The sequence below is a fragment of the Ramlibacter sp. GCM10027632 genome (assembly GCF_042675325.1).
Lineage (GTDB): Bacteria > Pseudomonadota > Gammaproteobacteria > Burkholderiales > Burkholderiaceae_C > Ramlibacter.
Genome location: NZ_JBHTGW010000009.1, coordinates 40,423 through 63,929, shown reverse-complemented (window position 1 = coordinate 63,929; position 23,507 = coordinate 40,423). Strand labels below are relative to the sequence as shown.

24 protein-coding genes are annotated in these 23,507 nt (G+C 69.8%); 14 read left to right on the top strand and 10 right to left on the bottom strand.

What is annotated here, in order from left to right:
• Positions 1-25: 25 nt before the first annotated feature.
• Positions 26-553, top strand: coding sequence for a hypothetical protein (locus ACFQZY_RS14270; RefSeq protein WP_377416896.1), 528 nt, complete (start codon positions 26-28; stop codon positions 551-553).
• Positions 554-584: 31 nt separating this feature from the next.
• Here ACFQZY_RS14270 and uraH read toward each other — a convergent pair whose 3' ends face one another.
• The gene (uraH, locus tag ACFQZY_RS14265) at positions 585-938 is read right to left on the bottom strand and encodes a hydroxyisourate hydrolase (RefSeq protein ID WP_377416894.1); all 354 of its coding nucleotides are present in this window, start codon (positions 936-938) and stop codon (positions 585-587) included.
• A 78-nt stretch (positions 939-1,016) separates the two neighbouring features.
• Between uraH and puuE the strand changes: the two genes are divergently transcribed.
• From puuE to ACFQZY_RS14250, 3 genes are read left to right on the top strand one after another with little or no spacing between them, the layout of a single operon-like run.
• Positions 1,017-1,961 (top strand): allantoinase PuuE, encoded by a 945-nt coding sequence (puuE, locus tag ACFQZY_RS14260; protein ID WP_377416892.1) that lies wholly within the window; start codon positions 1,017-1,019, stop codon positions 1,959-1,961.
• A 5-nt stretch (positions 1,962-1,966) separates the two neighbouring features.
• Complete coding sequence (uraD, locus tag ACFQZY_RS14255) at positions 1,967-3,745, top strand: 2-oxo-4-hydroxy-4-carboxy-5-ureidoimidazoline decarboxylase (RefSeq protein WP_377416890.1); 1,779 nt, start codon at positions 1,967-1,969, stop codon at positions 3,743-3,745.
• Positions 3,742-4,995, top strand: a complete 1,254-nt coding sequence (locus tag ACFQZY_RS14250; protein ID WP_377416888.1) for a M20 family metallopeptidase — start codon at positions 3,742-3,744, stop codon at positions 4,993-4,995. The genes uraD and ACFQZY_RS14250 overlap by 4 nt, the downstream gene beginning before the upstream one ends.
• A gap of 69 nt (positions 4,996-5,064) precedes the next feature.
• Here the strand turns inward: ACFQZY_RS14250 and ACFQZY_RS14245 are convergent, their stop codons facing one another.
• A complete protein-coding gene (locus ACFQZY_RS14245; protein ID WP_377416886.1) occupies positions 5,065-6,561 on the bottom strand; it encodes a nucleobase:cation symporter-2 family protein in 1,497 nt (498 codons plus the stop codon).
• Positions 6,562-6,733: 172 nt separating this feature from the next.
• Here ACFQZY_RS14245 and ACFQZY_RS14240 point away from each other — a divergent pair, with 172 nt between their 5' ends.
• Positions 6,734-7,468: a GntR family transcriptional regulator gene (locus tag ACFQZY_RS14240; protein WP_377416884.1), complete on the top strand. Its 735-nt coding sequence runs from the start codon at positions 6,734-6,736 to the stop codon at positions 7,466-7,468.
• Between the two features lie 2 nt (positions 7,469-7,470).
• Here the strand turns inward: ACFQZY_RS14240 and ACFQZY_RS14235 are convergent, their stop codons facing one another.
• Positions 7,471-7,737 (bottom strand): GlsB/YeaQ/YmgE family stress response membrane protein, encoded by a 267-nt coding sequence (locus ACFQZY_RS14235; RefSeq protein WP_377416882.1) that lies wholly within the window; start codon positions 7,735-7,737, stop codon positions 7,471-7,473.
• A gap of 245 nt (positions 7,738-7,982) precedes the next feature.
• Here ACFQZY_RS14235 and ACFQZY_RS14230 point away from each other — a divergent pair, with 245 nt between their 5' ends.
• From ACFQZY_RS14230 to ACFQZY_RS14220, 3 genes are read left to right on the top strand one after another with little or no spacing between them, the layout of a single operon-like run.
• Entirely contained in the window at positions 7,983-9,047 is a 1,065-nt protein-coding gene (locus tag ACFQZY_RS14230) for an ABC transporter substrate-binding protein (RefSeq protein WP_377416880.1), read from the top strand.
• On the top strand, positions 9,047-9,865 hold the full coding sequence (locus ACFQZY_RS14225; protein WP_377416878.1) for an ABC transporter ATP-binding protein: 819 nt from the start codon (positions 9,047-9,049) through the stop codon (positions 9,863-9,865). The genes ACFQZY_RS14230 and ACFQZY_RS14225 overlap by 1 nt, the downstream gene beginning before the upstream one ends.
• On the top strand, positions 9,862-10,635 hold the full coding sequence (locus tag ACFQZY_RS14220) for an ABC transporter permease (protein WP_377416876.1): 774 nt from the start codon (positions 9,862-9,864) through the stop codon (positions 10,633-10,635). The genes ACFQZY_RS14225 and ACFQZY_RS14220 overlap by 4 nt, the downstream gene beginning before the upstream one ends.
• A 113-nt stretch (positions 10,636-10,748) precedes the next feature.
• Here the strand turns inward: ACFQZY_RS14220 and ACFQZY_RS14215 are convergent, their stop codons facing one another.
• Positions 10,749-11,807 carry a Rieske 2Fe-2S domain-containing protein gene (locus ACFQZY_RS14215; RefSeq protein ID WP_377416874.1) on the bottom strand — a complete coding sequence of 353 codons (1,059 nt, stop codon included), beginning with the start codon at positions 11,805-11,807 and terminating at the stop codon, positions 10,749-10,751.
• Positions 11,808-12,082: 275 nt separating this feature from the next.
• On the opposite strand from ACFQZY_RS14215, the gene ACFQZY_RS14210 reads away from it, so the two are divergent.
• The 5 genes from ACFQZY_RS14210 to ACFQZY_RS14190 all read left to right on the top strand — a co-directional run bounded on the left by ACFQZY_RS14210 (position 12,083) and on the right by ACFQZY_RS14190 (position 15,468).
• The gene (locus ACFQZY_RS14210) at positions 12,083-13,105 is read left to right on the top strand and encodes an ABC transporter substrate-binding protein (protein WP_377416872.1); all 1,023 of its coding nucleotides are present in this window, start codon (positions 12,083-12,085) and stop codon (positions 13,103-13,105) included.
• A complete protein-coding gene (locus ACFQZY_RS14205) occupies positions 13,102-13,590 on the top strand; it encodes a nucleoside deaminase (protein WP_377416870.1) in 489 nt (162 codons plus the stop codon). The genes ACFQZY_RS14210 and ACFQZY_RS14205 overlap by 4 nt, the downstream gene beginning before the upstream one ends.
• Before the next feature lie 31 nt (positions 13,591-13,621).
• Positions 13,622-14,452, top strand: a complete 831-nt coding sequence (locus ACFQZY_RS14200) for an urease accessory protein UreD (protein ID WP_377416868.1) — start codon at positions 13,622-13,624, stop codon at positions 14,450-14,452.
• Between the two features lie 166 nt (positions 14,453-14,618).
• The gene (locus ACFQZY_RS14195) at positions 14,619-15,233 is read left to right on the top strand and encodes a hypothetical protein (RefSeq protein ID WP_377416866.1); all 615 of its coding nucleotides are present in this window, start codon (positions 14,619-14,621) and stop codon (positions 15,231-15,233) included.
• Positions 15,234-15,237: 4 nt separating this feature from the next.
• The gene (locus ACFQZY_RS14190; protein WP_377416864.1) at positions 15,238-15,468 is read left to right on the top strand and encodes a hypothetical protein; all 231 of its coding nucleotides are present in this window, start codon (positions 15,238-15,240) and stop codon (positions 15,466-15,468) included.
• A 29-nt stretch (positions 15,469-15,497) separates the two neighbouring features.
• Here the strand turns inward: ACFQZY_RS14190 and urtE are convergent, their stop codons facing one another.
• The 5 genes from urtE to urtA all read right to left on the bottom strand — a co-directional run bounded on the left by urtE (position 15,498) and on the right by urtA (position 21,162).
• Entirely contained in the window at positions 15,498-16,202 is a 705-nt protein-coding gene (gene urtE, locus ACFQZY_RS14185) for an urea ABC transporter ATP-binding subunit UrtE (protein WP_377416862.1), read from the bottom strand.
• 14 nt (positions 16,203-16,216) lie between these two features.
• Positions 16,217-17,086, bottom strand: coding sequence for an urea ABC transporter ATP-binding protein UrtD (gene urtD / locus ACFQZY_RS14180; protein ID WP_377416860.1), 870 nt, complete (start codon positions 17,084-17,086; stop codon positions 16,217-16,219).
• The gene (gene urtC, locus ACFQZY_RS14175) at positions 17,083-18,210 is read right to left on the bottom strand and encodes an urea ABC transporter permease subunit UrtC (protein WP_377416858.1); all 1,128 of its coding nucleotides are present in this window, start codon (positions 18,208-18,210) and stop codon (positions 17,083-17,085) included. The genes urtD and urtC overlap by 4 nt, the downstream gene beginning before the upstream one ends.
• The gene (urtB, locus tag ACFQZY_RS14170; RefSeq protein WP_377416856.1) at positions 18,210-19,778 is read right to left on the bottom strand and encodes an urea ABC transporter permease subunit UrtB; all 1,569 of its coding nucleotides are present in this window, start codon (positions 19,776-19,778) and stop codon (positions 18,210-18,212) included. Before urtB ends, urtC begins: the two co-directional genes overlap by 1 nt.
• A 106-nt stretch (positions 19,779-19,884) precedes the next feature.
• Entirely contained in the window at positions 19,885-21,162 is a 1,278-nt protein-coding gene (gene urtA, locus ACFQZY_RS14165; RefSeq protein ID WP_377416854.1) for an urea ABC transporter substrate-binding protein, read from the bottom strand.
• Between the two features lie 240 nt (positions 21,163-21,402).
• On the opposite strand from urtA, the gene ACFQZY_RS14160 reads away from it, so the two are divergent.
• Positions 21,403-22,560 (top strand): glycosyltransferase, encoded by a 1,158-nt coding sequence (locus ACFQZY_RS14160; protein WP_377416852.1) that lies wholly within the window; start codon positions 21,403-21,405, stop codon positions 22,558-22,560.
• A gap of 7 nt (positions 22,561-22,567) precedes the next feature.
• On the opposite strand, the gene ACFQZY_RS14155 is transcribed toward ACFQZY_RS14160, so the two are convergent.
• Positions 22,568-23,485 carry a hypothetical protein gene (locus ACFQZY_RS14155; protein ID WP_377416850.1) on the bottom strand — a complete coding sequence of 306 codons (918 nt, stop codon included), beginning with the start codon at positions 23,483-23,485 and terminating at the stop codon, positions 22,568-22,570.
• Positions 23,486-23,507 lie beyond the last annotated feature (22 nt).

Sequence of the window (23,507 nt, the reverse complement as noted above, 5' to 3'; positions counted from 1 at the left end):
CTTGGGGCAGAAGCCAGGAGACATCATGAAGCATGCCAGCCCCTGGCGCCGGGCCCTCGGCATGGCCACCGGCGCCGCCGCCGCCTTGCTGGCGGCCTGCACCTCGACACCGGTCTCGCGGGACACCACGTCGGTGCCTGCCGGCCGCCCGCCCACCATCGACGCGGTGCCCGCGGCCCCCCCCGCCACCCCTGTTGCGCCGGCCCTGCGCGCCTCGCAGGCCACCTCGCCGCGCGACTACCGGCGCGACGCGGCCAGCCACCTGTATGGCCTCAACCGCGAGCGCATCTACCCCGGCCGCCTGCCCCCCCTGCTCTATGCGGTGGGGGTGCTGCAGGTGGAGCTCGATGGCGGGGGCCACGTGCGCGGCCTGAACTGGATGCGCGCGCCGCGCCATGCGCCGGAGGTCATCGCCGAGATCGAGCGCACCGTGCGGGCCGCCGCCCCCTACCCGGCCCCGGCCCGCATGGGGCGGGTCACCTACACCGACACCTGGCTGTGGGACCGCAGCGGCCGCTTCCAGCTCGACACCCTGACCGAAGGCCAGGACTGAGCCCGCCTCGCGGGCCGGCCGGCCCGCGGGCTCAGGAGCCCCGGTAGGTCGAATAGCTCCAAGGGCTGCAAAGCAGCGGCACGTGGTAGTGCGCCTGCGCGTCGGCCACGCCGAAGTCCAGCGGCACCTGCTCCAGGAAGGGCGGGTCGGGCAGCTCGACGCCCTTGGCACGGAAATAGCTCGCCACGTCGAACACCAGGCGGTAGCGGCCGGTGCGCAGGCTGGCGTTGTCATACAGGGGGCCGTCCGGGTTGCGGCCGTCGGCGTTCAGGGCGAAGCGGCGGACCAGCACCGGCTCCTCCCCCTCGTAGCGATACAGAGAAACACCCATGCCGGCCGCGGGGGTGCCGTGCATCGTGTCGAGGACATGCGTGCTCAATCCCATGGAAACCTCCAATTCGTAAACAGAAGTGTATACACTTTGCCGGCGATCCGTCACAATTCCACGAACCCACAGTCTCCCATGACCTACGACAGCACCGCCCCCTACCCGCGCGACCTGGTCGGATACGGCCGCAACCCGCCCCACGCTCGCTGGCCCGGCAATGCCCGGGTGGCGGTGCAGTTCGTCCTCAATTACGAGGAAGGCGGCGAGAACCATGTCCTGCACGGCGACCCGGGCAGCGAGCAGTTCCTCTCCGAGATGTTCAACCCGGCGAGCTTCCCGGCCCGCCATATGAGCATGGACGGCATCTACGAGTACGGCTCCCGCGCCGGCGTCTGGCGCATCCTGCGCGAGTTCGAGAAGCGCGGCCTGCCCCTGACCGTCTTCGGCGTGAGCACCGCCCTGCAGCGCCACCCCGAGCTGACTGCGGCCTTCAAGGAGCTGGGCCACGAGATCGCCTGCCACGGCCTGAAGTGGATCCACTACCAGAACGTGGACGAGGCGGTGGAGCGCGAGCACATGCGCCAGGCCATGGACATCCTCACCGCGATGACCGGTGAGCGCGCCCTGGGCTGGTACACCGGCCGCGACAGCCCGAACACCCACCGCCTGGTGGCCGACTACGGCGGCTTCGAGTACGACAGCGACTACTACGGCGATGACCTGCCGTTCTGGATGAAAGTCCAGAAGACCGACGGCACGGTGGTGCCGCAGCTGGTCGTGCCCTACACCCTGGACGTCAACGACATGCGCTTCGCCCTGCCCCAGGGCTACTCGCACGCCGACCCGTTCTTCCAGTACATGAAGGACACCTTCGACGCGCTCTACGCCGAGGGCGACGAGGCGCCGAAGATGATGTCCGTCGGCATGCACTGCCGCCTGCTCGGGCGCCCCGGCCGCATCGTGGCGCTGCAGAAGTTCCTGGACCACATCGCATCGCACGACCGGGTGTGGGTGTGCCGCCGCCTCGACATCGCGCGGCACTGGAAGCAGGTCCACCCCTACCAAGACACGCGAGGCTGACCGCCATGGCACTGACCCTGCAGCAATTCAACGACGCGCCCGCCGACCAGGCCCTGGCCTGGCTGGACGGCCTCTACGAGCACTCGCCCTGGATCGTCGAGGCAGCGCTGTCCCGGCGGCCCTTCGCCTCGCTGGCCGCCCTCAAGCATGCCTGCGCGCGCATCGTCGCCGAGGCGCCGGTGGACCGCCAGCTGGCCCTGATCCGCGCCCACCCCGAGCTGGCGGGCAAGGCGATGGTGAGCAAGACCCTCACCGCCGAATCCACCAACGAGCAGGGCAAGGCCGGCCTGACCGACTGCAGCCCCGAGGAGTTCGCGACGCTGCAGAAGCTGAACGCGGACTACAACGCCAAGTTCGGCTTCCCCTTCATCCTGGCGGTGCGCGGCCCGCGCGGCACCGGCCTGGACCGGGCGCAGATCATCGAGACCTTCGCGCGCCGCCTGGGCAACCCGGTCGACTTCGAGCGCGGAGAGTGCCTGCGCAACATCCACCGCATCGCCGAAATTCGCCTGAACGACAAGTTCGGCGTCGAGCCGACCCTGGGCAACGCGGTCTGGGACCTGCACGAGAAGCTCGCGCGGCACAGCGACCCCGGCTATGCCGAGAAGGGCCAGCTGACGGTGACCTACCTCACCGACGCCCACCGCGCCTGCGCCCAGCGACTGTCGAACGACATGCGCGACGCCGGCTTCGACGAGGTCCACATCGACGCCGTGGGCAACGTGGTCGGCCGCTACCGCGCCGCCACCCCGGGGGCGAAGACGCTCATGACCGGCAGCCACTACGACACCGTGCGCAATGGCGGCAAGTACGACGGGCGCCTGGGCATCTTCACGCCCATGGCCTGCGTGCGCGAGCTGGCGAAGGCTGGCCGCCGCCTGCCCTTCGACCTGGAGCTGGTCGCTTTCGCGGAGGAGGAGGGCCAGCGGTACAAGGCCACCTTCCTCGGCTCAGGCGCGCTGATCGGCCAGTTCGACGAGGCCTGGCTGGACCAGAAGGACGCCGACGGCATCCCCATGCGCCAGGCCATGCAGCACGCCGGCCTGTGCATCGACGACATCCCCAGGCTGCAGCGCGACCCGGCCGGCTACCTCGGCTTCGTCGAGGTCCACATCGAGCAGGGCCCGGTGCTCAACGAGCTGGACCTGCCCCTGGGCATCGTCACCTCCATCAATGGCAGCGTGCGTTACCTGTGCGAGGTCACCGGCATGGCCAGCCACGCCGGCACGACGCCGATGGATCGCCGCCGCGACGCCGCCGCCGCGGTGGCCGAACTGGTGCTGTACGTGGAGCGCCGCGCCGCGCAGGACGGCGACAGCGTGGGCACGGTGGGCATCCTGCAGGTGCCCAATGGCTCGACCAACGTGGTCCCCGGGCGCTGCCAGTTCACCCTGGACCTGCGCGCGCCGGCCGATAACCAGCGCGACGCGCTGGTGCGCGACGTGCTCGCCGAGCTCGAAGCGATCTGCGCACGCCGCGGCGTGGCCGCCCGCACCGAGGAGACGATGCGCGCCGCCGCCGCGCCCAGCGCCCCGGCCTGGCAGGCCCGCTGGGAGCGCGCCGTGTCGGCCCTTGGCGTGCCGCTGCACCGCATGCCTTCGGGCGCCGGCCACGACGCCATGAAGCTGCACGAGGTCATGCCCCAGGCCATGCTGTTCGTGCGCGGCCAGAACTCCGGCATCAGCCACAACCCGCTGGAAAGCACCACCAGCGACGACATGCAACTGGCCGTGGAGGCCTTCCAGCTGTTGCTGGACCAACTCGCACAGGAAACCGCCCGATGACCGACCACGACAAGCTCGACGCCTGGATCGACCAGCACTTCGACGAGGAAGTGCGCTTCCTGCAGGCGCTGGTGCGCGTGCCCACCGACACGCCTCCCGGCAACAACGCGCCGCATGCCGAGCGGACCGCGCAGCTGCTCGCCGACTTCGGCTTCGAGGCCGAGAAGCACGCCGTGCCGGACGCGGTGGTGAAGGAAGCCGGCCTGGAGTCCATCACCAACCTGATCGTGCGGCGCTACTACGGCGAGGGCCGCACGCCTGACGGACGCCCCGCCCAGGGACGGATCGTGGCCCTCAATGCCCACGGCGACGTGGTGCCCCCCGGCGAAGGCTGGACGCACGACCCGTACGGCGCCGAAATCGTCGACGGCAAGCTCTATGGCCGCGCCGCGGCGGTGAGCAAGAGCGACTTCGCCAGCTTCACCTTCGCGGTGCGCGCGCTGGAGTCGCTGGGCGCGCCGCTCAAGGGCGGGGTGGAGCTGCACTTCACCTACGACGAGGAATACGGCGGCGAGCTGGGCCCGGGCTGGCTCCTGAAGCAGGGCCTGACCCGGCCCGACCTGATGATCGCCGCCGGCTTCAGCTACGAGGTGGTGACGGCGCACAACGGCTGCCTGCAGATGGAGGTGACAGTGCACGGCAAGATGGCCCATGCCGCCGTCCCCGACACCGGCATCGACGCGCTGCAGGGCGCGGTGAAGATCCTCAACGCGCTGTACGCCCAGAACACCGAGTACCGCAAGGTCACCTCGCAGGTGGCGGGCATCAAGCACCCCTACGTGAACGTCGGCCGCATCGAGGGCGGCACCAACACCAACGTGATCCCGGGCAAGGTCTCCTTCAAGCTCGATCGCCGCATGATCCCCGAGGAGGATCCGGTGGCGGTGGAAGCCTCGATCCGCGACGTGATCGCCACGGCCGCCGCGGAGTTCCCCGGCATCACGGTGGACGTGCGCCGCATCCTGCTGGCCCGCTCGCTCAAGCCGCTGCCGGGCAACCAGCCGCTGGTGGAGGCGATCCAGAAGAACGCGGGCGAGGTCTTCGGCGCGGTGCCGCCGGCCATGGGCACGCCGCTGTACACCGACGTGCGCCTGTACGGCGAGGCCGGCATCCCCGGCGTGATCTACGGCGCCGGCCCGCGCACCGTGCTCGAGTCCCACGCCAAGCGCGCCGACGAGCGCCTCGAGCTCGAGGACCTGCGCCGCGCCACCAAGGTCATCGCCCGCACGCTGCGGGACCTGCTGCAGTAAGCACTGGCGGCCCCACGAAAAAGGCCCGCCCCTCACGGGGCGGGCCTTTTCATTCGTGCCGTCCTGCGCTCAGTGCGCCTCGGCCACCTTGGCGGCGGCGATCGCGCCCGCGCGGTCCTCGCGCGCGCCGTTGAAGAAGATGTTCAGCACCACCGCGGCCACCGCCGTCAGCAGGATGCCCGACTCCAGCAGCGGGTGCAGGCCGTGCGCCATCTGCTGCGACCAGCGCGGCGCCACCAGCGGCACCAGCCCGAAGCCGATCGACAGCGCCACGATGTACAGGTTGTTGCGGTTGCCCTTGAAATCCACCGTGGACAGGATGCGGATGCCCGTGGCCGCCACCATCCCGAACATCACCAGGCCCGCGCCCCCCAGCACGAAGGTGGGGATCGACTCCACCAGCGCCGCCATCTTGGGCAGCAGCCCCAGCACGACCATGATCACCCCGCCGGCCACGCAGACCCAGCGGCTCTTGACGCCGGTCACCCCCACCAGGCCCACGTTCTGCGAGAAGCTGGTGTACGGGAAGGTGTTGAAGATGCCCCCGATGAGGGTGCCCAGGCCGTCGGTGCGCAGGCCGGCGGCCAGCGCCGGCTGGTCCACCTTCTTGCCCGTCATGTCGGCCAGCGCCAGGAACATGCCGGTCGATTCGATCATCACCACGATCATCACCAGCGTCATGGTCAGGATCATCACCGGGTCGAAGGTGGGCAGGCCGAAGGCGAACGGCGTGACCACGTCGAACCAGCCGGCCTTGGCCACCTTCTCGAACCCCATCTTGCCCAGGCCCGCGGCCACCACGCAGCCGGCGATGATGCCCAGGAGCACCGAGATGTTGGCCACGAAGCCGCGCGCGTACTTCACCAGCAGCAGGATGAACACCAGCACCGCCGCGGCGATGGCCAGGTTGTCCAGCGCGCCGTAGGCCGGGTTGTTCACCATCGGGATCGGGCCGGCCAGCTTGAGCGCCGGCGCGCTGGCGCCGGGCGCCACCGGCGCGGCGGCGGCCGCCGCCTTGGCCGCGTCGACCATGGCCACCAGCTTGGGCACGTCCACGCTCTGCGCCATCGGCGCCGGCCCGCCCGTGGCCCAGCCCACGCCCACGCGCATCAGGCTGATGCCGATGATGGCGATGATGGTGCCGGTCACCACCGGCGGGAAGAACCGCAGCAGCTTGCTCACCACCGGCGCGATCAGCATGGAAATCACCCCCGCGCCGATGATGGCGCCGAAGATCGCACGCGCCCCGTCCACGCCGGGCATGGCGTTGGCGAAGGCCACCATCGGGCCGACCGCGGCGAAGGTCACCCCCATCATCACCGGCAGGCGGATGCCGAACCAGCGCGTCACGCCCAGGCTCTGCACCAGGGTCACGATGCCGCAGCAAAACAGGTCGGCACTGATCAACATCGCCACCTGCTCGGGCGAGAGCTTGAGCGCGCGGCCCACGATCAGGGGTACGGCGATCGCACCGGCGTACATCACCAGCACGTGCTGCAGGCCCAGCGCGGCCAGGCGGCCGGTGGGGAGTTTTTCGTCCACGGGGTGGACGGCGGGTTGGGTCATGGCGGTCTCCTCGGTCGGTGCCTGCGTGGTGCATGCCACGCACCAGCCCGGGGCGACGCACCGAGTGCATGCACCATTGGTGCGCGATCGTATACAGCTTTGTGTTCAGAGCTGTACGGGGATTCCCTGAGGGCCTGTATGCCGTCTAAACTGCCAAATTGGACCGCCCACCATGTCCCGCACGCCTGCCACCCCCGTCCGCCTCGTCGATGCCCGCGCCAGCGGCCGCTCCCCCGCGCCAGCGGCCACCTCGACCGAGCGCATCGTGGATTCCATCACCAGCGCCATCATCGAGCGCAGGCTGACCCCCGGCACCAAGCTCGCCGAGCAGCAGATCGCGGACCTGTTCTCGGTCTCGCGCACGGTGGTCCGCCAGGCGCTGAACCAGCTCAGTCGCGACCGGCTGGTCACGCTGGAGCCCGCGCGCGGCGCCTTCGTCTCCACGCCCAGCGTGGAGGAGGCGCGCCAGGTGTTCGAGGTGCGGCGGATGGTGGAGGGCAGCATGGTGCGCCAGCTCGCCGCGCGCATCACCGACGCCCAGGTGGCGCAGCTGCGGACCCACCTGCGCAACGAGCGGCAGGCGGTGAGCCAGTCGGACGTCTCGGGCCGCACCCGCCTGCTGGCGGACTTCCATGTGGTGCTGGCCCGCATGCTGGGCAACGAGGTCCTGGCCGACATGGTGGCCGACCTGCTGTCACGCTCGCAGCTGATCTCGCTGATGTACCAGTCCTCCCACTCGGCCGGCCACTCGCAGTCGGAGCACGAGGACATCGTGGCGGCCCTGGAACGCCGCGACGCCCGCGCCGCCGCCCGCCTGATGGAGCAGCACCTCGCGAGCGTCGAACGCAACCTGCACCTGGACCCGCGGGGTCCGGACCTCGCCGCGATCCTGCGGCCGGCCTCCTAGGCTCAGCGCACCCGTCCCCGGCGGAACAGGTTGACGATGGCCAGCAGGATCACGGCGCCCACCAGCGACACCAGGACCGAGCCGATGCTGATGCCCTCGTTGATGGTGCCCACGCCCACCATGGGCGAGACCACCCACCCGCCGATGAAGGCGCCGATGATCCCCACGATCACGTTCAGCAGGATCCCCTGCTGCGCGTCGGTGCGCATGATGAGGCTCGCCAGCCACCCGACGACGCCTCCCACGATGAGCCAGATCAGGAAATTCATGGTGACACTCCTTCGCCGCGGCGGGCGCTGTGTTGATGGACCGGGAGCCGGCCAAGGCAATATGGTTGCGGCCGTCGCGGCCGCGGGTAGTCGCGTATACAGGTCCGCCGTGCGCGCAGGGCGCATCGGGCCGTCGGAATCGCCTGACCGCTGGCATCGGCCTCCCCGTTTTGGGGCGTCTCGGCATTGATCTTGCTTCCCTCGTCCTGTCTGCAATCACTGCAAATACCTTCCCTGGAGTCGCCATGAATACCAAACGCTTCATTCTCAAGGCCGCTGCCTCGCTCGCCTTCGCCGCCACCGTCGGCGCCGCCCACGCGCAGGCCCTGACCCCCATCAAGTTCCAGCTGGACTGGCGCTTCGAGGGCCCCTCCGCCCTGTTCCTCCTGCCGGCCGCCAAGGGCTACTTCAAGGACGCCAAGCTCGACGTGACGGTGGACGCCGGCAACGGCTCCGGCGGCGCGGTGACCCGCGTGGCCTCGGGCACCTACGACCTGGGCTTCGCCGACCTCGCCGCCCTGATGGAGTTCCACGCGAACAACCCGGACGCGCCGAACAAGCCGGTGGCGATCATGGTCGTCTACAACAACACGCCGGCCGCCGTGATGGCGCTGAAGAAGTCCGGCATCAAGGCCCCGGGCGACCTCAATGGCAAGAAGATGGGCGCCCCGGTGTTCGACGCCGGCCGCCGCGCCTTCCCGATCTTCCAGAAGGCCAACGCCATCGGCGCCGTGACCTGGACCGCGATGGACCCGCCGCTGCGCGAGACCATGCTGGCCCGCGGCGACGTGGACGCCATCACCGGCTTCACCTTCACCTCGCTGCTGAACCTCGAGGCCCGCGGCGTCAAGCTCGAGGACGTGGTCACCCTGCCCTACGCCGATTTCGGCGTCAAGCTGTACGGCAACGTCATCATCGCCTCGCCCAAGATCCTCAAGGAGAACCCGGCCGCGGTGAAGGCCTTCCTGTCCGCCTTCACCAAGGGCGCCAAGGAGGTCATCGCCAACCCCGCCGCCAGCATCGAGTACGTGAAGGCGCGTGACGGCATCATCAACGCCGAACTCGAGACGCGCCGCCTGAAGATCGCGGTCGATACCGTGATCAACAGCGCCGACGCGCGCGCCGAGGGCTTCGGCCAGATCAACCCCGGCCGCCTCTCGCTGATGGCGTCGCAGGTCTCCGATGCCTTCAACACCAAGACCCGCGTGAATGCCGACACGATCTGGAACGGCTCCTTCCTGCCGGCCAAGGCCGAACTGAACATCCTGCCGGCGCCCAAGGCCGCCGCTCCCACCTCGACCAAGAAGTGATGAGCGCGGATTACTTCGTCGACTTCCAGGACGTCTGGCTCGCCTACAACGACGAGCTTCTTAAGAAGAACCACTTCGCGGTCGAGGCCATCGACCTGAAGGTGCGCGAGGGCGAGTTCATCGCCATCGTCGGGCCCTCGGGCTGCGGCAAGTCCACCTTCATGAAGCTGGCCACCGGCCTGCGCATGCCCTCCATGGGCAAGATCACCATCGGCGGCGAGCCGGTGACCGGGCCGCTGAAGATCTCAGGCATGGCCTTCCAGGCGCCGTCGCTGCTGCCCTGGCGCACGACGGTGGACAACGTGCTGCTGCCGCTGGAGATCGTGGAGCCCTACCGCTCCACCTTCAAGCAAAAGCGCGCCGAGTACGAGGAACGCGCCCGCGCGCTGCTTCGCAAGGTGGGCCTGGCCGGCTACGAGGACAAGTTCCCGTGGCAGCTCTCGGGCGGCATGCAGCAGCGCGCGAGCATCTGCCGCGCCCTGATCCACGAGCCGCGCATGCTGCTGCTCGACGAGCCCTTCGGCGCGCTCGATGCCTTCACCCGCGAGGAGCTGTGGTGCATCCTGCGCGACCTGTGGACCGAGCAGAAGTTCAACGTGATCCTGGTCACGCACGACCTGCGCGAGTCGGTCTTCCTGGCCGACACGATCTACGTCATGAGCAAGAGCCCGGGCCGCTTCGTGGTCCGCAAGGAGATCGACCTGCCGCGCCCGCGCGAGCTGGAGGTCACCTACACCAAGGAATTCACCGACATCGTCCATGAGCTTCGCGGCCACATCGGCGCGATGCGCAAGCAGGGCGCGGAGGTGGCGCAATGAGCAAGACATCCAAACAGGTCGAACGCTGGTCCCCCTGGATCCTGCTGGTGGCCACGATCATCATCTGGCAGGTGCTGTGCTCGGCGTTCAACGTCTCCGAGTTCGTCTTCCCCAGCCCGGCCCGCATCTGGGACCAGCTGATCGAGTACCGCGGGGTGATCGCGGGCCATGCCTGGCGCACCTTCTGGGTGACGATGGCGGGCTTCGGCATCGCCATCGTGGTGGGCGTGCTCCTGGGCTTCCTGATCGGCAGCTCGCGCATCGCCTATGCCGCGGTCTACCCGCTGATGACGGCGTTCAACGCCCTGCCCAAGGCGGCCTTCGTGCCGATCCTGGTGGTGTGGTTCGGCATCGGCATCGGCCCCGCCATCCTCACCGCCTTCCTGATCTCGTTCTTCCCGATCACGGTGAACATCGCCACCGGCCTGGCCACGCTCGAGCCCGAGCTGGAGGACGTGCTGCGGGTGCTGGGCGCCAAGCGCTGGGACGTGCTGGTGAAGGTGGGCCTGCCCCGCTCCATGCCGTACTTCTACGGCTCCCTCAAGGTGGCGATCACGCTGGCCTTCGTGGGCACCACCGTGTCCGAGATGACCGCCGCCAACGAGGGCATCGGCTACCTGCTGATCTCCGCCGGCTCGGCCATGCAGATGGGCCTGGCCTTCGCCGGCCTGGTGGTCGTGGGCGCGATGGCGATGGCGATGTACGAGCTGTTCTCGTACGTGGAGAAGCACACCACGGCCTGGGCCCACCGCGGCTCGCAGGGCCACTGAAGCCGGCCGCTTCGCCATCACGGGATGGCGGTCATCCTGGAGAAAGGGGCGCCTCGGGCGCCCCTTTTTCATGCCGGGTCCATGCCGCGTCACCGCGGCGTCCGGCCGCCGCGTCAGCCGCCGCAGTTGCCCGCGTGGATCTCCTCCTCGCCGGCGCGCGCGAGCACCTCCATCAGCTTGCGCCGGATCAGGATGCCGGGGCGGTCCGAGTCCATCGAGTACTCGACGCCCCGGCGGCGCAGGTCGACCACCGCGTCGGGGTCGGTGGACTCGAGGATGTCCTTGTCTTCCCGGGTGATCTCGGCATCGAAGTCGATCAGCATCTGCGCCGGGCAGTCCTCCTCGGTGTCATTGCGGAACAGCCACTGGCACAGCTGGATGCTGCCGTCGTCGATGGGCGTGAAGCAGTTGATGATCACATGGCGGATGCCCGAGGGGTATTCGATGTCGAGCCGGCGCGAGAACGGCAGGAAGTAGGCATTGCGCATGTGGCGCGTCGTGATGGGGTCACTGACGCCGCTGATGCGCCGGAAGCGCTCCGGATTGGCCGCCTCGATCACGGTCTCCGCGGCAAAGCCGGTCTCGCGCTCGACCAGCTCGTAGCGGCTCGGCGCGGGGCGCGCAGCCACGCCGAAGGTGGCACGGTGCACGAAGCTGAAGTGCGAGTTGTCGAAGGAGTTCTCCAGCGCACGCATCGGGCTCGTCTGCCAGCGCTCATGGAACTGGAAGATGGTGCGCCAGCCCGCCGCGCCGAACTCCGGCACCTCGGGGATGTCGGCCACCGGATCCTCCAGCGCCACCCACGCGTAGCCGTAGCGGGCCGTGCAGTGGAAGGCCTGCGCGCGGTAGTCGGGCGGGATGGCTCGGTCGGCACCGTACTGCGGAATCTGGACCACCCGGCCGGTGCCGTCGTAGGTCCAGCCGTGGTAGCCGCAGCGGATGTGGCCGGTGCCGCAAGGCGCTCCGGCGGCGTCGATGCACCAGCCCTTGGACAGGCGCGCGGTGCGGTGGCAGCAGCGATCACGCAGCGCGGCGGGCTGGCCGTCGGGCCCGATGAAGAGGACGAGATCCTGGCCAAGGAGGGTGAAGGACCTGGGGCCGTCCTGCAGGTCCGACAGGGGCATGACGGCATGCCAGAACTTGCGGAAGACGGGTTGGCGTGTGACGAGCATGGGTGCGTGTTCTCCGGGCGGCATCGGGCCGCGGTCCAGAGCAATTTCCGGCCGGCCCCCCATGGGTCGGTGAACGCTTCTACTCTGCCAACCCCTTAGCAATGTCCAGACCATCCGACGCTGGCACGGATGGTGCTGGTCGGGCCGCAAGAGTAGAAGCGTTCAGCCTCTCCCGCACCGTCCTGGTTCGGGAAGCCCGGAAATTGCTCTTGTCGCCCCGTGGCCTGCCGCCGCGGGACCTTCAAGCTCGCTTGTCCTTTCCGGAGAGATCCCTCATGCAGCGTCGCCTGTTCCTCGCCGCAACCGCCGCGGCCGCCACCCTGTCTGCCCCCGCAGTCCGAGCCCAAGGCAGCCTGACCCCCATCCGCTTCACCCTCGACTTCCGCGTCAACGGCCAGGTTGCGCCCTTCTTCCTGGCACAGGCCAAGGGCTACTACCGCGACGAGGGCCTGGACGTGACGCTGGATACCGGCGCGGGCTCGGTCGCCTCCATCACCCGCATCGCCAGCGGCGCCTACCAGATGGGGCTGGGCGACATCAGCTCGCTGATCGAGTTCCATGCCCAGAACGGGGGCACGCCGACGGTGCAGGCCGTGTTCCAGTACTACAACCGCGCACCGTTCACGATCATCGGCCGCAGGGACCGCGGCATCACGAGCGACTGGCGCAGCCTCGAGGGCAAGCGCGTGGCCGCCGCGGCGGTCGAGGCCACGCGTCGCAACTGGCCCATGGTGGCGCGCAAGCTGCGGGCGCGCCCGGACATGCTCCAGTGGGTCACGACCGACTTCAGCGCCCGCGACAACGTGATGGTGCGCGGCGACGTGGACGCCGCGACCTACTTCCACGATTCCGCGCTCTCTCTGTTCACGCGCATGAAGGCGGAGGAACTGGTGGTCCTGCCCTATGCCAGCGCCGGCCTGAACCTCTACGGCAACGCCATCCTCGCGAGCAACGCGATGATCATCCAGCAGCCGCAGGCGGTGGCCGGATTCCTGCGGGCCACCAGCCGGGCGCTGCTGGAGACTTTCGCCAACCCCGTCCCGTCGATCGCCGCGGTGAAGCAGCGCGAGCCCATCATCGACGAGAAGGTCGAATTGGAGCGCTGGCGCATCACCGCGCAGTACGTGGGCGCACGCGACACGGCCTCGCACGGGCTCGGGGACTTCAACAAGTTCACGCTGGAGCAGCAGGTCGAGGAAGTCGCCGAGGTCTACGGCCTGAAGGTGCGGCCCTCGGCCGACGGCGTGTTCAACCGGTCGATGCTGCCGGCACGCGCCGAGCGGATGGTGCGGGCATGAGCGCGACGCTCGACGAACGCGACGCGCTGTACCTGCGGCAGGCCATCGCGCTCTCGCGCCAGGGCCGCGAGCGGGGGAACCGCCCGTTCGGTGCGGTCATCGTCGCCGATGACGGCGAGGTGCTGGCCAGCGCCTGGTGCGACACCACCGAGACGGGCGACTGCACGGGCCATGCCGAGACCAACGCCGTGCGGATGGCGTCGCCGAGGCACTCGCGAGAGCGCCTGGCAGGGGCCACGATCTACTCCTCGGGCGAGCCCTGCGTCATGTGCGCGGGGGCCATCTTCTGGGCCAACATCGGCCGGGTGGTGTTCGGCATCGACGCCGTGTCGCTGCGGGTGTTCCGCGGCGAGCGCGCCGAGCAGCGCGACGCGCAGCTGTCCTGCCGCGACGTGTTCGCGGCCTCGCCCCACCCGATCGAGTGCATCGGCCCGGCGCTGCTGGAGGAGGCCCGCGTGCCGCACGAGGGCTTCTGGAAGCGGTGAGCGCGTTGCGCGGCCCGTACACTCCGCAGCCATGACTTGGCACGCCCGCCTGGAACTCGACTACACCCGTCGCGACGCCCGCAGCGTCGCGATGTTCCGCCACGAGGGTCCGCTGCGCATCCTGCAGAGCCTCTACCCCGAGGGCGACGCGATCTGCCACAACGTGCTGGTGCACCCGCCCTCGGGCCTGGTCGCCGGCGACCGGCTGGACATCACCGTGACCGCGGCCGAGGGCACGCACGGCCTCGTCACCACGCCCGGGGCCGGGCGTTTCTACCGCTCCGAGGGCGAGGCCGCCGTGCAGCAGGTGCGCCTGCGCCTCGCGACCGGCGCCCGGCTGGAGTGGCTGCCGATGGAGGCCCTGTGCTACAGCGGCTGCCGCGCCGAGAACCGGCTCGAGCTGGACCTGGCGCCCGGCGCCGAGTGCATCGGCTGGGACATCACCGCGCTGGGCCTGCCCGAGTCCGGGCAGCCCTTCGTCGCGGGCAGCCTGCAGCAGCACCTCGAGCTGGCCGGCGGCTGGCTGGAGCGCGGTCGCATCGACGCCGCCGATGCCCGGCTGCTCGATGGCCCGCTGGGCCTGGCGGGGCACCGCTGCCTCGCCACGCTATTCCTCGCCGCCGGCAGCGACCTCGGGCGCGAGCGCCGCGAACAGGCCCTGGCCGTGGCGCGCGAGGTCATCGAGGCGCACCCGCTGCGCGCGTTCGCGGGGGCCACCGCCCCGGGGCCGAGGGTGGTCGCGGTGCGCGTGCTGGCGCCGGTGGTGGAGCCGGCCATGCAACTGCTCAAGGCCGTGCGCAATGCGTGGCGGCCGGCGCTGTGGGGCCTGCCGGCCAACCCGCCGCGCACCTGGGCGCTGTGACGCCCTGACCGTCGCCCCCCGGGCCGCGCGGACGGGCCGGGGCCACCGCGCCCGTCCTACAGCCGCCCCCGCCCGCGGCCTGCCCGGATGCGACCCGCCTTCCGGCGCAGCACGCCATGGCCGGCTTCCTAGACTGCGCGGCCCGCAATGACCTGGAAGGCGACCGATGCACCGATTCCTCCTGCTCTCCCCGGCCGGCCACGGACCGGCCTGGCTGCTGGCCGCGGCGCTCGCCTGGCCGGCCGCCGCCGCCGCGCATGACGCCGCCGCGCGGCGCGCGCAGGCCGCGCCGCCCGCCATGCCCTCGACCGCCGTCCACGGCGACACCAGCGCCCTCGACAGCTCGGGCGATTACCGCCAGGAGGTGCAGGCCTGCCGCGAGGGCCGCACCGGCGAGGACCGGGCCACCTGCCTGCGCGAGGCCCGCCATGCCCAGGCCGACCGCCGCCGCGGCGCGCTGACGACGCAGGGGGACCTGCAGGCCAACGCGCTGGCGCGCTGCAACGCCCACCGCGAGGCGGTGGACCAGGACGCCTGCCGCGAGCGCGTGCTGGGCGCCACCGGCCTGAGTGGCAGCGTGGCCGGCGGCGGGCTGCTGCGTGAGTACGTGGTGACCCTGCCGCCCGAACCCGCGGCCACCCTGGGCGGCCCCGCCGCGCCGGCCACCCCCGCCGCGCCGCCGGAATCCGTGGAACAGGCCCCGATGCCGCAGGAGCCTGACCCCGCGATGGAAGCGCCGGCGCCCGAGTCGCCCGACGCGCCGGCCCAGACCCAGGAGTAGCGCCATGCCCCGCCGGGATACGCCCAACGCGCAAAAGCAGCGCCCGCCCGGGAAGGCGGAACACGGCTTTCGCAACGAGGTGAGCTGGGACGAGGGCCGGGGCCGCCAGCCCTATGGCAACCAGGGGGAGCGCGAGGCCCCGCCGGGCGGCTTCGAGGAGGCCGAGGGGGGCGACCGCGGCGCGCACTCCGGGGTGAACCAGGAGCAGTTCCGGCGCGTGAAGGGCAGGCCCTGAGCGGGCGCGGCGGATTCGTCCGCAGCGCCTCAGATGGCGACGAGCTGCCGGATGCCCTTGGCCGGCATCTCGCTGCCCGGCCCGCGGGCGATGACCTCGCCGCGCTCCATCACCAGGTAGTGGTCGGCCAGTTCCTCGGCGAAGTCGTAGTACTGCTCCACCAGCAGCACCGACATGCGCTGGCCTTCCAGGCCTTCGTCCGCCAGCGTGCGCAGCACGGGGCCGATGTCCTTGATGATCGAGGGCTGGATGCCCTCGGTGGGCTCGTCCAGGATGATCAGCCGGGGCCGCGCCGCCAGCGCGCGGGCGATCGCCAGCTGCTGCTGCTGCCCGCCGGAGAGGTCGCCGCCGCGGCGGTGCAGCATCTGCTTGAGCACCGGGAACAGCGCGAACAGCTGCTCGGGGATCGGGGTCGACGCCGGCTTGTACGCCAGCCCCATGCGCAGGTTCTCTTCGACCGTGAGGCGGGCGAAGATCTCGCGCCCCTGCGGCACAAAGCCGATGCCGGCGCGCGCGCGCTGGTAGGGCGTGAGGCCGTGGACGGCCTCGCCGTCCAGGGTAATGCTGCCGGTCTTGATCGGCACCAGCCCCATGAGCGACTTCATCAGCGTGGTCTTGCCCACGCCGTTGCGCCCCAGGAGCACGGTGATCTGGCCGCCGGGGACCTCGAGGCCGACGTTGCGCAGGATGTGCGAGCCGCCGTAGTACTGGTTGATGTCCTTGACTTCGAGCATGTGTGTGTGGGGAGTCAGCGTCCCAGGTAGACCTCGATCACGCGCTCGTCGGCCTGGACCTGGTCCAGCGTGCCCTGCGCCAGCACCGAGCCGTCGCACAGCACGGTCACGATGTCGGAGATGGTGCGGATGAAGCTCATGTCGTGCTCCACCACCATCAGCGAATGCTTGCCCTTGAGGGAGAGGAACAGTTCCGCCGTGCGGGCCGTCTCCTCGTCGGTCATGCCGGCCACGGGTTCATCCAGAAGCAGCAGCTTGGGGTCCTGCATCAGCAGCATGCCGATCTCCAGCCACTGCTTCTGGCCGTGGCTCAGGGTGCCGGCCAGGCGGTTGACGCTGGCCTCGAGGTGGATGGTGCGCAGCACCTCGGCGAGGCGGTCGCCCTGGGCCGAGTCCAGGCGGAAGAACATCGAGGCCTTCACGCCCTTGTCGGTCTTGAGCGCCAGCTCCAGGTTCTCGAACACGGTGAGCTGTTCGAACACCGTGGGCTTCTGGAACTTCCGGCCGATTCCCAGCTGGGCGATCTCGGCCTCCTTGTAGCGAAGCAGGTCGATGGTGGAGCCGAAGAACACCGTGCCCTCGTCGGGCCGGGTCTTGCCGGTGATGATGTCCATCATCGTGGTCTTGCCCGCGCCGTTGGGGCCGATGATGCAGCGCAGCTCGCCGGGGGCGATGTCCAGCGAGAGCTTGTTGATCGCCCTGAAGCCGTCGAAGCTCACGCTCACGTCTTCCAGGTACAGGATGCGGCCGTGGGTGGTGTCCACCTCGCCCGGCACGGCCACCCGGCCGAAGCCGGCGTCGCCGCCGGCGGCGGTGGCCCGCGCGTTCTTCTGGATGCGCGTCTCGATGCGCTGCGCGCCCAGGTCCATCAGGTCGGGCGTCATGCCTTGTCTCCCTTGCGTGCCAGCTTCCTGGCGAGGCCGACCACGCCCTCGGGCATGAACAGCGTCACGGCGATGAACAGCGCCCCGAGGAAGTACAGCCAGAACTCGGGCGCCGTGACGGTGAGCCAGCTCTTGGCGCCGTTCACCAGGAAGGCGCCGACGATGGGGCCCAGCAGCGTGGCGCGGCCGCCCACCGCAGCCCACACCGCGATCTCGATCGAGTTGGCCGGGCTCATCTCGCCGGGGTTGATGATGCCCACCTGCGGCACATAGAGCGCGCCGGCCACGCCGCACATGACGGCGGAGATCACCCAGATCGCGAGCTTGTAGCCGATCGGGTTGTAGCCCGAGAACATCACCCGCGACTCGGCGTCGCGCACCGCCTGCAGCACGCGGCCGAACTTGGCGTTCACCAGCCAGCGGGCGAACAGGAAGAAGCCCAGGAGCGCCAGGCCCGTCATCACGAACAGCGCCATGCGCATCGTCGGCGTGGCCAGGGGCATCCCCAGGATGCGCTTGAAGTCGGTGAAGCCGTTGTTGCCGCCGAAGCCCGTCTCGTTGCGGAAGAACAGCAGCATCGCGGCGAAGGTCATCGCCTGCGTGATGATCGAGAAGTACACGCCCTTGATCCGCGAGCGGAAGGCGAAGAAGCCGAAGATGAAGGCGATCAGGCCCGGCACCAGCACCACCAGCAGCAGCGTGGCGATGAAGCTGTCGGAGAAGGTCCAGTGCCAGGGCAGGGTCTTCCAGTCCAGGAACACCATGAAATCCGGCAGGTCGCTCTTGTAGTTGCCGTCGCGGCCGATCTGCCGCATCAGGTACATGCCCATGACGTAGCCGCCCAGGGCGAAGAACAGGCCGTGGCCCAGCGAGAGGATGCCGGTGTAGCCCCAGATCAGGTCCATGGCCAGCGCGCAGATGGCGTAGCACATGATCTTGCCGACGAGGGCGACGGCGTAGTCGCTCAGGTGGAACAGGCTGCCCTCGGGCACCAGCAGGTTCAGGGCCGGCGCGACGGCGCACACCGCGACCAGGGCGACGAGGAACGCGGCCCAGCCCCGCTGCGACAGCAGGGGCGCGCGGGCGGGCAGCAGCACCGAAGGAGAGAGGTCGGGCGAACGCATCAGGCCTCCGCGCTGCGGCCCTTGACCGCGAAGATGCCCTGGGGGCGTTTCTGGATGAACACGATGATGAACACGAGGACGGCGATCTTGGCCAGGACCGCACCGGCCCAGCCTTCGAGGAACTTGTTCAGGATGCCCAGGCCCAGCGCGGCGTACACCGTGCCGGCGAGCTGGCCCACGCCGCCCAGCACCACCACCATGAACGAGTCCACGATGTAGTTCTGGCCGAGGTCCGGGCCGACGTTGCCGACCTGGCTCAGGGCGCAGCCGGCGAGCCCGGCGATGCCCGATCCGAGGGCGAAGGCGTAGGTGTCGATGCGGGCGGTGTTCACGCCCATGCAGGAGGCGATGGGGCGGTTCTGCGTGACGCCGCGCACGAACAGGCCCAGCCGGGTGCGGGCGATCAGCCAGGCCATGCCGCCCAGCACCGCCAGCGCGAAGCCGATGATGACGATGCGGTTCCACGGCAGCTGCAGGCTGCCCATCACGGCCACGCCACCGGACATCCAGCTCGGGTTCTCCACGCCCACGTTCTGCGCGCCGAAGACGCTGCGAACGAGCTGCATCAGCACCAGGCTGATGCCCCAGGTGGCCAGCAGGGTCTCCAGCGGGCGGCCGTAGAGGAAGCGGATCACGCTGCGCTCGAGGATCGCACCCATCACCGCCGAGGCCAGGAAGGCCACGGGCACGGCGGCCACCAGGTACCAGTCGAACGCGCCGGGCAGGTACTTGCGGAAGGCGACCTGCACCAGCCAGGTGGCATAGGCGCCGATCATCATCAGCTCGCCGTGGGCCATGTTGATCACGCCCATGAGGCCGTAGGTGATGGCCAGGCCCAGGGCGACCAGCAGCAGGATGGAGCCCAGGCTCAGGCCGGAGAACACCTGGCCGGCGCGGTCGGCCCAGGCCAGCGAGGACTCCACCGAGCGCAGGGCGACCTGCATCGCGGACTTCGCGGCGGAATCGGTCTCGTCCTTGATCTTCTCGAGCAGCAGGGTCCGTGTGGCCGGGTCGCGGCTGTCGGCCAGGGCCTTCGCGGCCTCGGCGCGGCGGACCGGGTCCTCGCTCGAAAGCAGGAGGGCCGCGCGGGCCAGGGCCAGCTGCGACCGGATGGAAGCCACGGTCTCCGACTGCAGCGCCTTCTCGATCAGGGGCAGGCGCGAGGCGTCGGGCTCGGCGGCCAGGGCCTTCACCGCGGCGGCGCGCAGCTTCTCGTCGGGCGAGAACAGACGGATCGCGCCCAGGGCGGTGTCGATCTCGCCGCGCATGCGGTTGTTGGAGACCACGTCCTCGGCATCGGCGGGGACCTCGGCGGGCTGGCCGGTGACGGGGTCGGTGCCCTTGCCGTCCTTGACGATGAAGACCTTGTCGCCGGCGGTCTTCACCGCGTCGTCGGCCAGGGCCTGCAGGAAGGCGGCGGTCTTGTCGTCGGCCGTGGCGACGGCCTTGTTCAGGGCGGCGATGCGGGCGTCGGCCTCGCCGAGGGCGATGGACCGGGCTTCGTCCGCGGTGAGGGCGTGCGCACAGGCGGACGAAAGCGCCAACAACAGGGCAAGTATTCGGAGCATGGGGAATCAGGAATGAGGAACTGCGCGCGGGGGCGCGCCGCGCCGGGCCGCCCCAAGCGGCCGCGCCGCCCCCTGGGGGGAGGCGGCGAAGCCGCTTCGGGGGGTCTTAGACCTTCGACTTGCCGTCCGGCTCGTCCTTCTTCTTGTCGTTGCCTTCGATGAAGGGCGACCAGGGCTTGGCCTTCACCGGGCCGGGCGTCTTCCACACGACGTTGAACTGGCCGTCGGCCTTGACCTCGCCGATGAACACCGGCTTGTGCAGGTGGTGGTTCTTCTCGTCCATCTTGGCGGTGAAGCCGGAGGGAGCCTTGAAGGTCTGGCCGCCCATCGCGGCGATGACCTTGTCCACGTCGGTGGACTTGGCCTTCTCGACGGCCTGCTTCCACATGTAGACGCCGATGTAGGTGGCTTCCATCGGGTCGTTGGTCAGCGGCTTGTCCTTGTGGCCGGCGATGTTCTTGGCCTTGGCGTAGGCGGCCCACTTCTTGGTGAACTCGTCGTTGGCCGGGTTCTTCACGGACATGAAGTAGTTCCAGGCGGCCAGGTGGCCCACCAGCGGCTTGGTGTCGACGCCGCGCAGTTCCTCCTCGCCCACGGAGAAGGCCACCACCGGCACGTCCTTGGCCTTGAGGCCGGCGTTGCCCAGCTCCTTGTAGAACGGCACGTTGGAGTCGCCGTTGATGGTGGAGATCACAGCCGTCTTGCCGCCGGCGGAGAACTTCTTGATATCGGCGACGATGGTCTGGTAGTCGCTGTGGCCGAAGGGGGTGTACTTCTCGTCGATGTCCGAATCCTTCACGCCCTTGGACTTCAGGAAGGCGCGCAGGATCTTGTTGGTGGTGCGGGGGTACACGTAGTCGGTGCCCAGGAGCACGAAGCGCTTGGCGCCGCCGCCTTCCTTGGACATCAGGTATTCCACCGCGGGGATGGCCTGCTGGTTCGGCGCGGCGCCGGTGTAGAACACGTTCTTGGACAGCTCCTCGCCCTCGTACTGCACGGGGTAGAACAGCAGGCCGTTCAGCTCCTCGACGACGGGCAGCACCGACTTGCGGGACACCGAGGTCCAGCAGCCGAACATCACCGCGACCTTGTCCTGCGTGAGCAGCTGCTTGGTCTTCTCGGCGAACAGGGGCCAGTTGGAGGCCGGGTCGACGACGACGGGCTCGAGCTTCTTGCCCAGCACGCCGCCCTTGGCGTTGATCTCCTCGATCGCCATCAGGGCGGTGTCCTTCAGGACGGTCTCGGAGATCGCCATCGTGCCGGACAGGCTGTGGAGGATGCCGACCTTGATGGTGCCGCCCGACTGGGCGAAGGCGGGGGCGCTGGCCAGCGCGCCCAGCGCGGTGGCGGCGGCGAGGGCCTTGAGGGTGAAGCGACGTTGCATGCGGACTCCAGGGGGATGGTTGGAAGACATTCGGATCGGCGCTGCGGCTGCGGTTGCGGCCTTTCGCATCGATGGGACTCATCGTAGGAAGCCGGTCCGTCCCGGCCAATACGCCACGTGGCGTACACGGCCGGCAGGCCTGGCTGTAGGCGCACAGGCTGACCGGTGTCGGACGCGCCGGCCGATCGCCCCATGGCCGAGGGACCGCGGCTTAGAGTGGGCCGGTCCGGAGGACTTGCCATGGAACACCTCGTCGCCTTCTCGCACCTGCGCTGGAACTTCGTCTGGCAGCGGCCGCAGCACCTGCTGTCGCGGCTGGCGCGGCGATGGCCCGTGGTGTTCGTGGAGGAACCGGTGGCGTGCGCGGAGCGGGCCTGGCTGGAGCGGATCACGCCCTGCGCCGGCGTGCAGGTCTGGCGGCCGCACGTGACCGGAGCGGCGCCGGGCTTCCACGACGACCACCTCGCCACCCTGCAGCCGATGCTGGGCCAGGCCCTGCGGGAGGCACGCATCGAGGACTACCGCACCTGGTTCTACACGCCCATGGCCTACCCGCTGGCGGCCGACCTGTCACCCCGCGCGGTGGTCTACGACTGCATGGACGAACTCAGCGCGTTCCGCCACGCGCCCAGGCAGTTGCTGCAGCGGGAGAGCGCGTTGTTCAAGGCGGCGGACCTGGTCTTCACCGGCGGGCCCAGCCTGTTCCACGCAAAGAAGGACCGGCATCCGAGCGTGCACTGCTTTCCCAGCAGCGTGGATGCGGACCACTTCGCGCGGGCGGCGGGCGACCACCCCTTGCAGGCCGGCCTGCCCCGACCGCGACTGGGCTGGGCCGGCGTGATCGACGAGCGCGTGGACCTGGACCTCATCGCCTTCCTGGCCGACGCGCGCCCGGACTGGCAGCTGGTGATGGTGGGGCCGGTGGTCAAGATCGACCCGGCCACCCTGCCCCAGCGTACCAATATCGCCTGGCTGGGGCAGCAGGCCTACGACGACCTGCCGGCCTTCATCTCGGGCTGGGACCTGTGCCTCCTGCCCTTCGCGCTGAACGAGGCCACGCGCTTCATCAGCCCCACCAAGACCCTGGAGTACATGGCCTGCGGCAAGCCGGCGGTGAGCACGCCGATCCGCGATGTGGCGGAGCCGTACGGCCACCTGGTGTCGATCGCGAACGCGCCGGATGATTTCCTGCTGGCGTGCGAGGCGGTGCTGGGGCGCAGTGAGGCGGAACAGGCCTGCCATGCCGAGGCGATGGCGCAGGTGGTGGGCCGGACCTCGTGGGAGGGGACGGCGCAGGCGATGGCCGGGTTGGTCGCGCGAGCCGGGATGCGTGGGGAAGGAAGCGGGAGGAGGGAGCGGGGAGAGGGAGGGCCACCGCGGCGCGCGGTGGCAAGGTGAGGCGGCGTCAGCCGTTGTGCTTGTGGTCGCGGCCGGCGACGTCGAGGGGTTGCACGCGGGGGGCGTGCCAGATCACCGGCTCGGGATCCGTGCGAAGGCGGGTTCCCCGGGCCAGCATGCCCTTGTCAGCCAAGTAGGCCTCGCAGAGCCGATCGACTTCGCGCGGGGTCAGGGCGCGTGGCTGGTGGAGACGCAGAAGGGCGCCGTCCGCCGCCGTCCACTGTGCGTGCGCCAGCCTGGCCCGGAAGCCAGCGAGCAGTTCGCGGCGCACCTCGGGTCGCAGTTCGCGCCGCTCCTGGGGGCCGACCACATCGGCCGTCTCATTGCGATGCGCAACGACATGGGTTTCCAGGGCGAGATTCATCAGGCCATGGGTGTACAGGCGCAAGGTCGCAGGGTCATCGAACGGCTTGTCGTACTCGGCGACATTCCCGGCCAGTTCGAAGAATATGGCTGCGCCCTCGCGATAGCGGGCCACGGCTCGCAGGACCTGGAGCAATTCGTCCGTTGCCATTTCCGCGCCCGCGATCTGGCGGAAGTCGTCCACGGTCCGGCCGGTGAGGCGGACTGCCGCATCCATCGTGCCCTCACCCCGCATCACCTGGCGCAGCGCGTCGGCGCCGCCGTATTCGGCCATCAGGAATTGGCGCTGGCCGACCAGGAGCGCATTCACATGGCACAGGCGCTGGTCGTACTCATTGCAGGTGGCCTTGGCGCGCTGCCAAGAAGGCACCAGGCATCCGACCAGGGGCAGGCCGCTCAGGCAGGCCTGCAGGCGCATGGAGCGCGAAGGGGCCTGGAACAGGTAGAGCCCGTCTCGCAGGGCGGTGACCTTCCCACGGTCCCACTGATTGACTTGCGTCTCCAGGGAACGGATCGCGGGGTAGGTGGGTTGGGAAACGAGGGCTTCGACGAACGAGGACATGGGCAAACTCCGGAGGCTTGCG